Here is a 17,444-nt window from a genome sequence, read left to right on the forward strand (position 1 = left end):
ACCCGCGTCAAAGTTGTGCCTCTTATATCTTGAATGAACGTCCAGACTGTTTGGCAAACACGCCGCCAGATTCATGGAAGTCAACTGAATGCGACACCCGGAGAGTCTTATGAGCAGTGTTGTGGCCATCGTCAAAAGCATTGTCGGTCAGGTTTTCGCGGTGTCCCCAGAGGGCGTGCGCCGCTTACTCGTTGAAGGCGATCGGTTGTTTGTCGGCGATCAGGTAGACACCGGCGCAGCGGGCGCCGTTACGCTTGAGCTGGCTGACGGCCGGACCCTGGACCTGGGCCGCGACACTCAGTGGAGCGGCAGCGCGCCGGATTCCAGCGCTGACCTTGCGCAAGCCACTGCACAAGCTGCACCATCGGTTGAAGAGCTGCAGCAAGCCATCGTTGCCGGCGCCGACCCGACCACCGATCTTGAAGCCACCGCAGCCGGCCCGACAGCTGCAGGCACAGGCGGCGCAGCAGGTGGCGGCCACAGCTTCGTGATGCTGGATGCAACCGCTGGCCGGGTGGACCCGACCATTGGTTTCCCAACCGACGGTCTTGATTCCACTGCCACAGCCACCACGCTCGATATCGGCAATCAGAACACCTCGGCCACCAACGCTCCGGGCGTACTGACCGCTGATACTGGCACGCAGGCCGAAGACAGCGTCGCGACCGGCAATGTCCTGAACAACGATAGCGATGCCGACACGCTTCTCAGCGTCACCAGCTTCACCATCGCTGGCATGGCCGGCAGTTTCACCGCAGGCCAGACGGCGACTATCGTCGGCGTCGGCACATTGACCATCGGCACCAATGGCAACTACACCTTTACTCCAGACGCCAACTACAACGGCGCCGTACCGCAAGTCACGTACACCACCAACACCGGCTTGACCAGCACGCTGGATCTCACCGTGACAGCGGTCGATGATCCGAGCGTTTTGACTGCAGACACCCAAACCATCGCAGAAGACACCCCTGCGATCGGTAATGTGCTGAGTAACGACAGCGACATCGACAACGTCCTGAGCGTGTCCACCTTCAGCATCGCCGGCGTCAATGGCACTTTCACAGCTGGCCAGACCGCCACCATTGCCAACGTTGGCACCCTGGTCATTGCGGCCGATGGCGCCTACACCTTTACCCCGGCGGCCAACTACAACGGCACGGTGCCGACGGTCAGCTATACCGTCATTGACGGCTCTGGTTCTGGGGCCTCGTCGACCTTGAACATTGATGTCACCCCTGTGGATGACAGCTTCATCGACGTCAGCGAAACGGTCTCCGGCCTGGAAGATGCCCCGGTGACTGGCAGCGTGCTTACCGGTACGTCGAGTGTTGATGGTCCCGTCAGCGTGGTCAATTTCACCGTCGGTGAGACTACCTACGCCGCCGGCAGCACGGCGACTATCACCAACGTCGGCACCCTGGTCATCGGAACGAACGGCGCTTACACCTTCACCCCGGCCGCCAATTACAACGGCGCGGTGCCTAGCGTGAGCTACACCGTCACCGACGGCTCCGGTTCTGACGTCACCTCGACCCTGAATATCAGCGTGACCCCGGTCGATGACAGCTTCACCGACATCAGCGAAACCGTGACCACTTCCGAAGATGCTCCGGTCAACGGCAGCGTGCTCACCGGGACGTCGAGCGTCGACGGCCCGGTCAGCGTGGTCAATTTCACCGTCGGCGGTACTCAGTACCAGGCCGGTGATACCGCGACCATCACCAACGTTGGCACCCTGGTGCTTGCCGCCAATGGCGCCTACACCTTTACTCCGGCCGCCAACTACAACGGCACAGTGCCGACGGTCAGCTACACCGTCACCGACGGCTCTGGTTCTGACGTCACGTCGACCCTGAACATCAGCGTCACCCCGGTCGACGACAGCTTCACCGACATCAGCGAAACCGTGACCACCTCCGAAGACGCTCCGGTCAACGGCAGCGTTCTTACCGATACGTCGAGCGTTGATGGCCCGGTCAGCGTAGTTAATTTCACGGTCGGCGGTACCCAGTACCAGGCCGGTGACACCGCGACCATCACTAACGTCGGCACCCTGGTGCTTGCCGCCAATGGCGCTTACACCTTTACTCCGGCAGCCAACTACAACGGCCCAGTACCGACGGTCAGCTACACCGTCACCGACGGTTCCGGCACTGACGTCACCTCGACCCTGAACATCAGCGTCACCCCGGTCGACGACAGCTTCACCGACGTCAGCGAAACCGTGACCACCTCCGAAGATGCCCCGGTCAACGGCAGCGTCCTCACTGGCACCAGCAGCGTCGACGGCCCGGTCAGCGTAGTTAATTTCACGGTCGGCGGTACTCAGTACCAGGCCGGTGAAACCGCGACCCTAGCCAATGTCGGCACCCTGACCATCGGAACGAACGGCGCCTACACCTTCACCCCGGCCGCCAACTATAACGGCACGGTGCCAACGGTGAGCTACACCGTCACTGACGGCTCCGGTTCTGACGTTACCTCGACCCTGAACATCAGCGTGACCCCGGTCGACGACAGCTTCACCGACATCAGCGAAACCGTGACCACCTCCGAAGACGCTCCGGTCAACGGCAGCGTTCTTACCGATACGTCGAGCGTTGATGGCCCGATCAGCGTAGTTAATTTCACGGTCGGCGGTACCCAGTACCAGGCCGGTGACACCGCGACTATCGCCAACGTCGGCACCCTGGTCATCGGAACGAACGGGGCTTATACCTTCACCCCGGCAGCCAACTACAACGGCCCAGTACCGACGGTGAGCTACACCGTCACCGACGGTTCCGGCACTGACGTCACCTCGACCCTGAACATCAGCGTCACCCCGGTCGACGACAGCTTCACCGACATCAGCGAAACCGTGACCACCAGCGAAGACGCCCCGGTGACCGGCAGCGTCCTCACCGGCACCAGCAGCGTCGATGGCGACGTCAGCGTGGTCAACTTCACGGTTGGCGGTACCCAGTACCAGGCCGGTGACACCGCGACCATCACTAACGTCGGCACCCTGGTGCTTGCCGCCAATGGCGCTTACACCTTTACTCCGGCAGCCAACTACAACGGCCCAGTACCGACGGTCAGCTACACCGTCACCGACGGTTCCGGCACTGACGTCACCTCGACCCTCAACATCAGCGTCACCCCGGTCGACGACAGCTTCACCGACATCAGCGAAACCGTGACCACCTCCGAAGATGCCCCGGTCAACGGCAGCGTCCTCACCGGCACCAGCAGCGTCGATGGCGACGTCAGCGTGGTCAACTTCACGGTCGGCGGTACCCAGTACCAGGCCGGTGACACCGCGACTATCGCCAACGTCGGCACCCTGACCATCGGAACGAACGGCGCCTACACCTTCACCCCGGCGGCCAACTACAACGGTGCGGTGCCGACGGTCAGCTACACCGTCACCGACGGCTCTGGTTCTGACGTCACGTCGACCCTGAACATCAGCGTGACCCCGGTCGATGACAGCTTCATCGACGCCAGCGAAACCGTGACCACCAGCGAAGACGCCCCAGTGGCCGGCAGCGTGCTTACCGATACGTCGAGCGTTGATGGCCCGGTCAGCGTAGTTAATTTCACGGTCGGCGGTACCCAGTACCAGGCCGGTGACACCGCGACTATCGCCAACGTCGGCACCTTGGTCATCGGAACGAACGGCGCTTACACCTTCACCCCGGCCGCCAATTACAACGGCACGGTGCCAACAGTCAGCTACACCGTCACCGACGGCTCCGGCAGCAATGTCACGTCAACCCTGAACATCAGCGTCACGCCGGTCGACGACAGCTTCACCGACATCAGCGAAACCGTGACCACCTCCGAAGATGCCCCGGTCAACGGCAGCGTGCTCACCGGCACCAGCAGCGTCGATGGCGACGTCAGCGTGGTCAACTTCACGGTTGGCGGTACCCAGTACCAGGCCGGTGACACCGCGACCATCACTAACGTCGGCACCCTGGTGCTTGCCGCCAATGGCGCTTACACCTTTACTCCGGCAGCCAACTACAACGGCCCAGTACCGACGGTCAGCTACACCGTCACCGACGGTTCCGGCACTGACGTCACCTCGACCCTCAACATCAGCGTCACCCCGGTCGACGACAGCTTCACCGACATCAGCGAAACCGTGACCACCTCCGAAGATGCCCCGGTCAACGGCAGCGTCCTCACCGGCACCAGCAGCGTCGATGGCGACGTCAGCGTGGTCAACTTCACGGTCGGCGGTACCCAGTACCAGGCCGGTGACACCGCGACTATCGCCAACGTCGGCACCCTGACCATCGGAACGAACGGCGCCTACACCTTCACCCCGGCGGCCAACTACAACGGTGCGGTGCCGACGGTCAGCTACACCGTCACCGACGGCTCTGGTTCTGACGTCACGTCGACCCTGAACATCAGCGTGCCCCCGGTCGATGACAGCTTCATCGACGCCAGCGAAACCGTGACCACCAGCGAAGACGCCCCAGTGGCCGGCAGCGTGCTTACCGATACGTCGAGCGTTGATGGCCCGGTCAGCGTAGTTAATTTCACGGTCGGCGGTACCCAGTACCAGGCCGGTGACACCGCGACTATCGCCAACGTCGGCACCTTGGTCATCGGAACGAACGGCGCTTACACCTTCACCCCGGCCGCCAATTACAACGGCACGGTGCCAACAGTCAGCTACACCGTCACCGACGGCTCCGGCAGCAATGTCACGTCAACCCTGAACATCAGCGTCACGCCGGTCGACGACAGCTTCACCGACATCAGCGAAACCGTGACCACCTCCGAAGATGCCCCGGTCAACGGCAGCGTGCTCACCGGCACCAGCAGCGTCGATGGCGACGTCAGCGTGGTCAACTTCACGGTTGGCGGTACCCAGTACCAGGCCGGTGACACCGCGACCATCACTAACGTCGGCACCCTGGTGCTTGCCGCCAATGGCGCTTACACCTTTACTCCGGCAGCCAACTACAACGGCCCAGTACCGACGGTCAGCTACACCGTCACCGACGGTTCCGGCACTGACGTCACCTCGACCCTGAACATCAGCGTCACCCCGGTCGACGACAGCTTCACCGACATCAGCGAAACCGTGACCACCAGCGAAGACGCCCCAGTCAACGGCAGCGTGCTCACCGGCACCAACAGCGTGGATGGCCCGGTCAGCGTAGTTAATTTCACGGTCGGCGGTACTCAGTACCAGGCCGGTGACACCGCGACTATCGCCAACGTCGGCACCCTGACCATCGGAACGAACGGCGCCTACACCTTCACCCCGGCGGCCAACTACAACGGTGCGGTGCCGACGGTCAGCTACACCGTCACCGACGGCTCTGGTTCTGACGTCACCTCGACCCTGAACATCAATGTCACCCCGGTCGACGACAGCTTCACCGACATCAGCGAAACCGTAACCACCAGCGAAGACGCCCCGGTGACCGGCAGCGTCCTCACCGGCACCAGCAGCGTCGATGGCGACGTCAGCGTGGTCAACTTCACGGTTGGCGGTACCCAGTACCAGGCCGGTGATACCGCGACCATCACCAACGTTGGCACCCTGGTGCTTGCCGCCAATGGCGCCTACACCTTTACTCCGGCCGCCAACTACAACGGCACAGTGCCGACGGTCAGCTACACCGTCACCGACGGCTCTGGTTCTGACGTCACGTCGACCCTGAACATCAGCGTGACCCCGGTCGATGACAGCTTCATCGACGCCAGCGAAACCGTGACCACCAGCGAAGACGCCCCAGTGGCCGGCAGCGTGCTTACCGATACGTCGAGCGTTGATGGCCCGGTCAGCGTAGTTAATTTCACGGTCGGCGGTACCCAGTACCAGGCCGGTGACACCGCGACTATCACCAACGTCGGCACCCTGGTCATCGGAACGAACGGCGCTTACACCTTCACCCCGGCCGCCAATTACAACGGCGCGGTGCCTAGCGTGAGCTACACCGTCACCGACGGCTCCGGTTCTGACGTTACCTCGACCCTGAACATCAGCGTGACCCCGGTCGATGACAGCTTCATCGACGCCAGCGAAACCGTGACCACCAGCGAAGACGCCCCAGTGGCCGGCAGCGTGCTTACCGATACGTCGAGCGTTGATGGCCCGGTCAGCGTAGTTAATTTCACGGTCGGCGGTACCCAGTACCAGGCCGGTGACACCGCGACTATCGCCAACGTCGGCACCCTGACCATCGGAACGAACGGCGCCTACACCTTCACCCCGGCAGCCAACTACAACGGCCCAGTACCGACGGTCAGCTACACCGTCACCGACGGTTCCGGCACTGACGTCACCTCGACCCTGAACATCAGCGTCACCCCGGTCGACGACAGCTTCACCGACGTCAGCGAAACCGTGACCACCTCCGAAGATGCCCCGGTGACTGGCAGCGTCCTCTCCGGCACCTCGAGCGTCGACGGCCCGGTCAGCGTGCTCAATTTCACCATCGGTGAAACCACCTACGCTGCGGGCAGCACGGCGACTATCGCCAACGTCGGCACCCTGGTGCTCGACGCCAACGGGGCGTACACCTTCACCCCGGTCGCCAACTACAACGGCACAGTGCCGACAGTCAGCTACACCGTCACCGACGGTTCCGGCAGCGATGTCACCTCGACCCTGAACATCAACGTCACCCCGGTCGACGACAGCTTCACCGACATCAGCGAAACCGTGACCACCTCCGAAGACGCTCCGGTGACCGGCAGCGTCCTCACCGGCACCAGCAGCGTTGACGGCGACGTCAGTGTGGTCAACTTCACGGTCGGCGGTACCCAGTACCAGGCCGGTGACACCGCGACCATCACTAACGTCGGCACCCTGGTGCTCGGCGCTAACGGGGCGTACACCTTTACCCCGGCGGCCAACTACAACGGCACGGTACCGACAGTCAGCTACACCGTCACTGACGGCTCCGGTTCTGACGTCACCTCGACCTTGAACATCAATGTCACCCCGGTCGACGACAGCTTCACCGACATCAGCGAAACCGTAACCACCAGCGAAGACGCCCCAGTCAACGGCAGCGTCCTCACCGGCACCAGCAGCGTTGACGGCGACGTCAGCGTGGTCAACTTCACGGTTGGCGGCACCCAGTACCAGGCCGGTGACACCGCGACCCTCGCCAACGTCGGCACCCTGGTGCTTGCCGCCAATGGCGCTTACACCTTCACCCCGGTGGCCAACTACAACGGCACAGTGCCAACGGTCAGCTACACCGTCACTGACGGCTCCGGTTCTGACGTCACCTCGACCTTGAACATCAACGTCACCCCGGTCGACGACAGCTTCACCGACATCAGCGAAACCGTAACCACCAGCGAAGACGCCCCAGTCAACGGCAGCGTCCTCACCGGCACCAGCAGCGTTGACGGCGACGTCAGTGTGGTCAACTTCACGGTCGGCGGTACCCAGTACCAGGCCGGTGACACCGCGACCATCGCCAACGTTGGCACCCTGGTGCTTGCCGCCAATGGCGCCTACACCTTTACCCCGGCCGCCAACTACAACGGCACGGTACCGACAGTCAGCTACACCGTCACTGACGGCTCCGGTTCTGACGTCACCTCGACCCTGAACATCAATGTCACCCCGGTCGACGACAGCTTCACCGACATCAGCGAAACCGTAACCACCAGCGAAGACGCCCCAGTCAACGGCAGCGTCCTCACCGGCACCAGCAGCGTTGACGGCGACGTCAGTGTGGTCAACTTCACGGTCGGCGGTACCCAGTACCAGGCCGGTGACACCGCGACCATCGCCAACGTTGGCACCCTGGTGCTTGCCGCCAATGGCGCCTACACCTTTACCCCGGCCGCCAACTACAACGGCACGGTGCCGACGGTCAGCTACACCGTCACTGACGGCTCCGGTTCTGACGTCACCTCGACCTTGAACATCAACGTCACCCCGGTCGACGACAGCTTCACCGACATCAGCGAAACCGTGACCACCTCCGAAGACGCCCCGGTGACCGGCAGCGTCCTCACCGGCACCAGCAGCGTTGACGGCGACGTCAGCGTGGTCAACTTCACGGTTGGCGGTACCCAGTACCAGGCCGGCAGCACCGCGACCCTCGCCAACGTCGGCACCCTGGTGATCGGAACGAACGGTGCCTACACCTTTACCCCGGCAACCAACTACAACGGCACGGTACCGACAGTCAGCTACACCGTCACCGACGGCTCCGGCAGCAATGTCACCTCGACCCTGAACATCAGCGTTACCCCGGTCGATGACCAAAGCGTCCTGACCGCGGATACCAACACTGTCGATGAAGACCACGTTGCAACTGGCAACGTGCTCGGCAATGACAGCGATGTCGACAATGCTCTGAGTGTCGCGACATTCACCGTACAAGGCGTCACCGGTTCCTTTACTGCGGGTCAAGTCGCGACTATCGCCGGCGTCGGCACTGTGACTATCGCCGCCAACGGCGATTACAGTTTCACCCCAACGGCGAACTGGAATGGCACCGCTCCGCAGATCAGCTATATCACCAACACCAATTCCATCAGCACGCTGGACATCAAGGTCAACCCGGTCAACGACGCTCCGACCGCCAGCACCTCCTCGGCCACTGGTAATGAAGATCAGTTGATCGCCGTGCAACTTGGCGGCAATGACATCGACGGCACTGTCGGGCACTTCAACCTGACCAGCCTGCCGGCCAATGGTGTGTTTTACGCTGACGCTGCCGGGACCATCGCGTTGACCGCCAGCAGCGTCATCTCCGCAACCGCCAACGGCGCAACGGTTTACTTCAAGCCTACCGGCGACTGGAGTGGCACCACCCAATTCACCTACAACTCGACCGATAACCAGGGCATGCCCTCTGCGTCTTCGGCAACCGGCACCATTGTCGTCGCGCCAATAACCGATACCCCAAGCCTGTCACTGACGGGTGGCGGTACGGTCGTCTCGACCGACTTCCAGGAAGTCGCGCTGAACAACGGCCATGGCGACGTCAATGTCAGCCAGCTCGGCAACGGCGTTTGGCACACTGACAACAGAGGTGGCATGGTCGAAATCGGCAAGGCCAGCATCTATGGTGCCGGCGGCGATAACCAGGTCATTGAACTGGAGCGCAACGCCGGCGATGCGAGCAACCTCTACACCACTATCGATGCCAAGGCCGGCAGCACCTATAACGTGTCGTTCGACTATGCACCGCGTGCAGGTGTGGTGAATTCGCACATCAATGTGTACTGGGGCGACCAACTCATTGGCACCTTGAACACCACGACCACCGGCATGCAGCACTACAGTTTCGACATTCCGGTCACTGCCGATGGCAACCAGAAACTCGAGTTCCGCGCCGGGGACAGAAACAGCCTGGGCGGCGTGCTGGATAACATCGATGTCACCCAGGTGCTCAATTCGGGCCTTGAAGACCAAGCGATCCTGTTGTCGACCATCCAGGCCCACACCAACGACGTCGATGGTTCGGAAACACTCACTCTCACCCTGAACGGCTTGCCGGCGGGTTCCAGACTCACCGACGGCACCCACACCTTCAATGCTGCCGACGGCTCGACGTCGGTGGACATTACTGGCTGGAACCTGTCCACGCTCAAGCTGACACCGCCGACGAACTTCAATGGCGACATCCCCCTGACTGTCACGGCCACCGCCAAAGACGGCGATGCCCCAAGCGCCAGCACGTCGCTGCCGTTGGTGGTGCACGTCGGTGCCGTCGATGACGCAAGCGTGCTGCAGGCGGACAAGATCACGGTCGACGAAGACCACAACGCGACCGGTAACGTGCTGGGCAACGACAGCGATGTCGACAACGTCCTGAGCGTCACCAGCTTCAACGTGACCGGGGTCAACGGCAACTTCACGGCGGGCCAGACTGCGACCATTAACGGTGTCGGAACGCTGATCATCGCCAGCAACGGCGACTACACCTTCAAGCCGGCTGCCGACTGGAACGGCAACGTTCCACAGGTGACATACACCACCAGCACCGGCTCGAGCAGTACGCTGAACATCAGCGTTACGCCGGTTAATGACAACTTCTCCGATGTCAGTGAAATCGTCACCGTCAACGAAGACTCCGTGGCCACCGGCAGCGTGCTGTCCGGCACTTCGAGCGTCGACGGCCCGGTCAGCGTGATCAACTTCACCGTTGGGGCGACCACTTACGCGGCTGGAAGCACAGCGACTATCGCCAACGTCGGCACCCTGGTGATCGGGGCGAGCGGAGCTTATACCTTCACCCCGGCCGCCAACTACAACGGCGCGGTGCCAGCGGTCAGCTACACCGTCACCGACGGCTCCGGCAGCAACGTTACCTCGACCCTGAACATCAGCGTCACGCCGGTCAACGACAACTTCATCGATGCCAGTGAAACCGTCACGGTTAACGAAGACACCTTGGCGACCGGCAATGTGCTGTCGGGTACATCGAGCGTGGATGGCCCGGTCAGCGTGGTCAACTTCACCGTCGGTGCGACCACTTACGCCGCAGGCGCTACGGCGACTATTGCCAACGTCGGCACCCTGGTGATGGCGGCCGATGGCGCCTACACCTTCACCCCGGCGCCCAACTACAACGGCACGGTGCCGGCGGTCAGCTATACCGTCACTGACGGCTCTGGCTCGGATGTCACTTCGACCCTGAACATCAGCGTTACCCCGGTCGATGACAGCTTCACCGATATCAGCGAAACCGTGACCACCAGCGAAGACGCCCCAGTCAGCGGCAGCGTTCTTAACGGGACGTCGAGCGTTGATGGTCCGGTCAGTGTGCTCAACTTCACCGTCGGTGCGACCACTTACGCGGCTGGAAGCACAGCGACCCTCGCCAACGTCGGCACCCTGGTGATCGGAACGAACGGCGCCTACACCTTCACTCCGGCCGCCAACTACAACGGCACGGTGCCGACGGTCAGCTATACCGTTACCGACGGTTCCGGCACTGACGTCACTTCGACCCTGAACATCAGCGTTACACCGGTCGATGACAGCTTCATCGACGCCAGCGAAACCGTGATCACCGACGAAGATGCCCCGGTCACTGGCAGCGTGCTCACCGGTACCAGCAGCGTCGACGGCCCAGTCAGTGTGCTCAACTTCACCATCGGCGAAACCACCTACGCCGCTGGCAGCACCGCGACCGTCGCCAATGTCGGCACCTTGGTGCTTGCTGCCAATGGCGACTACACCTTCACCCCGACAACCAACTACAACGGCACGGTGCCGGCGGTCAGCTATACCGTCACCGACGGCTCCGGCAGCAATGTCACCTCGACTCTGAACATCAGCGTTACCCCGGTCGACGACAGCTTCACCGACATCAGCGAAACCATCTCCACCCCGGAAGACACCGCCGTTACCGGCAGCGTCCTCACCGGCACCAGCAGCGTTGACGGCGACGTCAGTGTGGTCAACTTCACGGTTGGCGGTACCCAGTACCAGGCCGGCAGCACCGCGACCATCGCCAATGTCGGCACCCTGGTGCTCGCCGCCAACGGCGCCTACACCTTCACCCCGGCCGCCAACTACAACGGCACGGTACCGACAGTCAGCTACACCGTCACCGACGGCTCCGGTTCTGACGTCACCTCGACCCTAAACATCAGCGTCACCCCGGTCGACGACAGCTTCACCGACGTCAGCGAAACCGTGACCACCTCCGAAGACGCCCCGGTGACCGGCAGCGTCCTCACCGGCACCAGCAGCGTTGACGGCGACGTCAGCGTGGTTAACTTCACCATCGGTGCGACCACTTACGCGGCAGGCGCCACGGCGACTATCGCCAACGTCGGCACCCTGGTGCTTGCTGCCAATGGCGCCTACACCTTCACTCCGACCGCCAACTACAACGGCACGGTGCCGACGGTCAGCTACACCGTCACCGACGGTTCCGGCAGCAATGTCACCTCGACCCTGAACATCAGCGTTACCCCGGTCGACGACAGCTTCACCGACATCAGCGAAACCGTGACCACCAGCGAAGACGCCCCTGTCAGCGGCAGCGTTCTTAACGGGACGTCGAGCGTCGATGGCCCGGTCAGCGTGGTCAGCTTCACCGTCGGTGCAACCACTTACGCTGCGGGCAGCACCGCGACTATCGCCAATGTCGGCACCTTCGTGCTTGCTGCCAATGGCGACTACACCTTCACCCCGGCCGCCAACTACAACGGCACGGTGCCGACGGTCAGCTACGCCGTCACCGATGGTGACGGCAGCAACGTCACTTCGACCCTGAACATCAGCGTCACTCCGGTCGACGACAGCTTCATCGACGCCAACGAATCGGTTTCCACCCCGGAAGACACCGCCATTACCGGTAGCGTCCTTACCGATACCAGCAGCGTCGATGGCCCGGTCAGCGTGCTCAACTTCACCGTCGGTGCGACCACTTACACAGCAGGCAGCACAGCGACCATCGCCAACGTCGGCACCCTGGTCATCGGGGCGAACGGTGCTTACACCTTCACCCCGGTCGCCAACTACAACGGCACGGTCCCGACGGTCAGCTACACCGTCACCGACGGTTCGGGCACCAACGACACCTCGAGCCTGAATATCAGCGTCACCCCGGTCGATGACCCGAGTGTGCTGACTGCTGACATCAACACAGTCCTCGAGGACAAGATCGCTACCGGTAACGTACTGACTAATGACCGCGATGTGGACAACGTCCTGAGCGTGGCCAAGTTCACGGTGGGTGGCACCGAGTACACCGCAGGCGCCACAGCGATCATCGCCAACATCGGCACCTTGGTGCTGGCGGCGAACGGGGCTTACACCTTCACCCCGGCCAGCAATTGGAGCGGCAACGTTCCGACTGTGACCTACACCACCAGCACCGGTTCGAGCACCACCCTGGATATCAATGTGACCGCGGTCGCAGATGCACCGACCGTAACCGCCACCACTACCCAGGTGGCCGAGAACGGCAGCGTTGCGTTGGGCCTGAAGGTAACGTCGCCGGACACTGATGGTTCTGAAACCCAGACCATCACCACCATCGGCGGCATCCCGGCAGGTGCAACCCTGACCGATGGCACGCACACCTTCACCGGCACGACCGGTAACGCTGTCGTCAACCTCAGCGGCTGGGATGTGAGCAAGTTGAGCTACACCCCGGCACCCTACGCCACCGGTACCAACACGCTGACCGTTACGGCAGTCTCGACCGAAAGCCAGGGTGACTCGGCCAGCAATTCGACACAGATTCCGATCACGATCAATCCGGCGGTCTACAACGCCATCACCGCCACGGCGGCTGATGACACCGTAACCGGCACTGGCGGCAACGACATCATGATCGCCGACATCGGCGGGCTGACCGTGGTGCCGGGCACCAATTACAACATCGCATTCATGGTCGATAGCTCGGGCAGTATGAGCGACGCCTCGGTCAAGGCTGCGAAGGACTCACTGACGTCGGTGTTCAACACGCTCAAGCAGAGCATGGGCGGCAACTCGGGGACGGTGAATATCTTCCTGGTGGACTTCGATACCCAGGTCAACAAGTCGGTATCGGTCAACCTGAACGATCCGAACGCCCTGACCGAGCTCAAATCGGTACTGGACTCGATGTCGTCCGGCGGTGTGACCAACTACGAAGATGTATTCAAAACCACGGCCAATTGGTTCCAGAGCGCTGACGCCGTGGCCAACACCGGGGCGAAGAACCTCACGTACTTCATCACCGACGGCCAGCCGAACTACTACCAGAGTGGCGAACAGACCAACCCGACGCTGTACGGCAACGTGAAGCTCGATGACGTGGTGAAAACCAGCAATTACAAGCCGGGAGACACCTTCTCCACGACAATCGACAGTACTCACAAACTGACCATCGACAGGGACGGGAATGCGACGCTGTACACCTTAAACGGCTCCAAGAACTGGAAAGCCAGTGACGTGGGTACCGTTCACGCGCAGGGCGATGGTACTTACGAGTTGTCCTACACGACGGGCAGCGGCAGTGATCAGACGATTGTCGATAACTCCACTTCCAGTTTTGCGCTGCTGAGCAATGTGTCCAACGTTGAAGCCATTGGTCTGAACAAGGGCGTCACCCTTACCGACCTGAGACCATACGACTCGGACGATACGCCGCAAACCAACATTGATCCGAGTAACTTGGCCAACTCGATCATCGGTCACACCGAAGCGACGCAACCAGGTTCCGACACGGTCAATGGCGGTGACGGCAACGACATCCTGTTCGGCGATCTGGTGAGCTTCAACGGTGTCGCCGGTGAGGGTTATCAGGCGATGCAGGCGTTCGTTGCCCAGCAAACCGGCGTGGACGTCAGCAAAGTCACCACCAGCAACGTGCATCAGTTCATCACCGAGCACTACACCGCGTTCGATGTGTCCGGGGCGCATGACGGCAATGACTCGCTGCTGGGCGGTACCGGCAATGACATTCTCTTCGGTCAGGGTGGCAACGACCTCCTTGACGCCGGCAAGGGCAATGACATCCTGCTTGGTGGCAGCGGCAACGACTCGCTGATGGGCGGTCAGGGCAACGATATCCTGATCGGCGGCTCGGGCGCCGACACCTTCGTCTGGAAAGCAGGCGACACCGGCACCGACGTGATCAAGGACTTCAAGGCCAGTGAAGGTGATCGCATCGACCTGCGTGATCTGTTGCAGAACGAGAGCGGCAGCACCATCGACAACTTCCTGAAGATCACCACCGTGGATGGCGTTTCGTCCTTGCAAGTCAGCTCCGCCGGCAAGTTCAACGGCGCTGACGCCGCAGCGGCGCAACCCGATGTGACGATCAAACTGGAAGGCAACAACTGGTCCAGCGCCAGCATCAACTCGTTGATTGCCGGTAGCGACCCGACCATCAAAATCGATCACAGCAACAGCTGATCCAACGAAAAACGGCCACCCTTATGGGGTGGCCGTTATTTTTGCGCCCAACCCCCGGTGACGATTTCGTCGCCGCACCGCATACTCGCGTCCAGTTGGCCTATGCTGCTGACAGCATGACGCGGGTCCATTTCCGAGGGATGTTCAATGTTCTACGTGCAACGCGATGCCCAAGGTCAGTTAGTGCGCGTGGAAGCCGAAGCCTACGCCGAGGCCACGGAAACACTGCCCGCCGACCACCATGAAATCCAGGCCTGGTATGCCCACGAAGTGGTTGAAACCAGCCTCAAGCAGCTCAAGCAGAGCGACCTGGAAATGATCCGGGTACTCGACGACTTGATCCAGGTGCTGACCAGCAAAGGCGTGATCCGCGTCACCGACCTGCCGCAGGCCGCACAAGCCAAGCTGATGGACCGGACCCAGGCCCGTGAGGCATTGGGCGGGTTGAGTCAATTGATCGATGATGATGAGACGGGGTTGATCTAACGCCGGACGCCGTTCGTTCCCACGCTCTGCGTGGGAATGCCTCTCGGGACGCTCCGCGTTCCAGCCTCACCGCTGGCGTTGTGTCTGACACTGATGTGACGCAGAGCGTCACGGGCTGCATTCCCACGCAGAGCGTGGGAACGATCAGTGGGTTACTGCCAAGGCTTCGGCTCACCAAACAATTGCCCCTGAACCCCATACAACCCCATCTCCCGAATCACCATCAGCTCCCCTTCCGTCTCGACCCGCTCGGCAATCAACGGCAAATCGATACTGTGCGCCGCCCGCTGAATCGCCTCGATGAACAGGCGCTTGTCGCTCTCCTGGTCAATCGCGCGGATGTAACTGCCGTCGATCTTCAGATACGCCAACCCAAGCCGCGCCAGGTTGCCGATCATGCTGAAGCGCCCGCCAAAGCGTTGCAGGCTCAGGGAGAACCCGAGTTCACGCAGGCGTCGCGTCAGCTCTTCGAGCATGGCTTGTTCCGGCAACTGCTCCTCGCCGATTTCCAGGGTCAAGCGTTCCCCGAGATCCGAATGCTGACGCAGGATTTCGAAGACTTTATTCAATGCCTGCGGATCGGCCAGCGTGGCTGAAGACAGGTTCAGCGCCAGCGACTCCTCATGCCCAGCCATCTGTTCAAGCACCCGCTCCAACATCAGCCGGTCCAGGCGCGCGGTCCAGCCAAAGCGCTCGAGCCACGGCAGGAAGCGCCCGGCGGGAATGGTCTGGCCCTCATCGTCGATCAAACGCGACAGCACCTTGTAATGCAGCACCAACTGCGTGTCCTGGGCGGCCACCACCGGCTGGAAATACAGCTCGAAACGCCGCTGATTCAACGCCTGTTCCAGTAAGTTGTGCCAGGCATGATGGTCGTCGCCGACGCTTGCCGACGCGCTGTGATCCAGGCAGGCCCAACTCGAATCGCCCTGGCCTTCCGCCTGAGCCAATGCCTGATCGCCCAACCCGAGCACCGCTTGCGGGGAGTCGCCATACACAAACGGCGCCAGCCCGATCGAGGCCACCGAGGGCACATCGGTGGCGCCCGTCGCGTGCAGGCTCGCCAAGGCACTGTCGAGGCTCTGCGCCAGTTGCAGCGCTTCTTCGCGTACCAGCCCCGGCGCCAGCACGGCGAACTCACCGCCACGAATCCGCGTTACGAGGTTCAGGGTTTCCGGGTATTTGGCACACTCTCGGGACAACTGCTCGCCAACCGCTTTCAACAACTGGTCAGTACGTTGACCGCCCAACCGCTGGTTCAACCCGGCCAGATCCCTGACCCGTAACAGCAGCAAATAACCGGAACTCGCCTGCTCCGGGTTGCTCACTCGGGCGTTCAATTGCATCTCGAAATAACGACGATTGGCCAACCCCGTCAGGTTGTCCTGATAGGACTCGGCCCGCAGTTTTTCACTGCGCTCGGCCTGTTCCTGGAACAGCGCTTTAAGCTTCTCGACCATCTGGTTCATGGCCTGCACGACACGCCGCAGTTCCGGCGTGCGCGGCAGTTGCGGCAGGCTGAGGAATTCGCGGCGAGCGATGGCGTGGGATTGCTTGACCATGTAATCCAGCGGCTTCAGTTGCCGACGCAACAACAGCGCGCCGAGCACCGCGCTCACCGCACCGCAGATCAGCAACCAGCCAAGACTGCCCAGCGCGCTCTGCCACAGTTTGGCCAGCGCAAACATCGGGTGGCTGACCACCTCGACCCGCGCCGCCTGCTCCCAGCCACGGCTGACGAGGGCATCACCACCGGCCGCTTCCAGGCCGATCATTTTGACGAACCAGTCCGGCACGTTGTTCACCGCGGGAATGCCGCTGCGCTCGACGATGGCCTGATCGGTCTTGAGGTCGACCACGCGGATACTCGCGTAATAACCACTGTCGAAGATCGAACTGACCAGCAACTCGACCATCGCCGGGTCGTCGATGTTCGGTGTCAGGGACAGCGCCAATGCCGTCGCGGCGTCCTGAGCGTGGGAGCGCAACTGATTGACGTATTGGGTGCGCGAACTTTCCAGGCTGACCACGAAGCTACCGGTGAAGGCGATCACCAGGAACAGACAGATAGCGATCAACAGTTGTTTGAACAAAGACATCTGAG

General features: G+C 61.8%; 3 protein-coding genes. 2 read left to right on the forward strand and 1 reads right to left on the reverse strand.

Features of this window, described 5'->3' with window-relative positions:
* The first annotated feature begins 109 nt into the window (after positions 1 to 109).
* Both PFAS1_RS29475 and PFAS1_RS10335 read left to right on the forward strand, forming a co-directional pair.
* The gene (locus tag PFAS1_RS29475; RefSeq protein WP_076029094.1) at positions 110 to 14,854 is read left to right on the forward strand and encodes a retention module-containing protein; all 14,745 of its coding nucleotides are present in this window, start codon (positions 110 to 112) and stop codon (positions 14,852 to 14,854) included.
* 147 nt (positions 14,855 to 15,001) lie between these two features.
* Positions 15,002 to 15,340 (forward strand): tryptophan synthase subunit beta, encoded by a 339-nt coding sequence (locus tag PFAS1_RS10335; protein WP_076029095.1) that lies wholly within the window; start codon positions 15,002 to 15,004, stop codon positions 15,338 to 15,340.
* A gap of 152 nt (positions 15,341 to 15,492) precedes the next feature.
* On the opposite strand, the gene lapD is transcribed toward PFAS1_RS10335, so the two are convergent.
* Complete coding sequence (lapD, locus tag PFAS1_RS10340) at positions 15,493 to 17,439, reverse strand: cyclic di-GMP receptor LapD (RefSeq protein ID WP_076029096.1); 1,947 nt, start codon at positions 17,437 to 17,439, stop codon at positions 15,493 to 15,495.
* Positions 17,440 to 17,444: the final 5 nt, after the last annotated feature.

The organism is Pseudomonas frederiksbergensis, from assembly GCF_001952935.1.
GTDB classification, from domain to species: domain Bacteria; phylum Pseudomonadota; class Gammaproteobacteria; order Pseudomonadales; family Pseudomonadaceae; genus Aquipseudomonas; species Aquipseudomonas frederiksbergensis.

What these genes read in the sequence shown, in the direction of transcription:
- PFAS1_RS29475 (WP_076029094.1), top strand. Translation starts at nt 110, where the DNA reads ATGAGCAGTGTTGTGGCCATCGTCAAAAGCATTGTCGGTCAGGTTTTC.
- PFAS1_RS10335 (WP_076029095.1), top strand. Translation starts at nt 15,002, where the DNA reads ATGTTCTACGTGCAACGCGATGCCCAAGGTCAGTTAGTGCGCGTGGAA.
- lapD (WP_076029096.1), bottom strand. Translation starts at nt 17,439, where the DNA reads ATGTCTTTGTTCAAACAACTGTTGATCGCTATCTGTCTGTTCCTGGTG.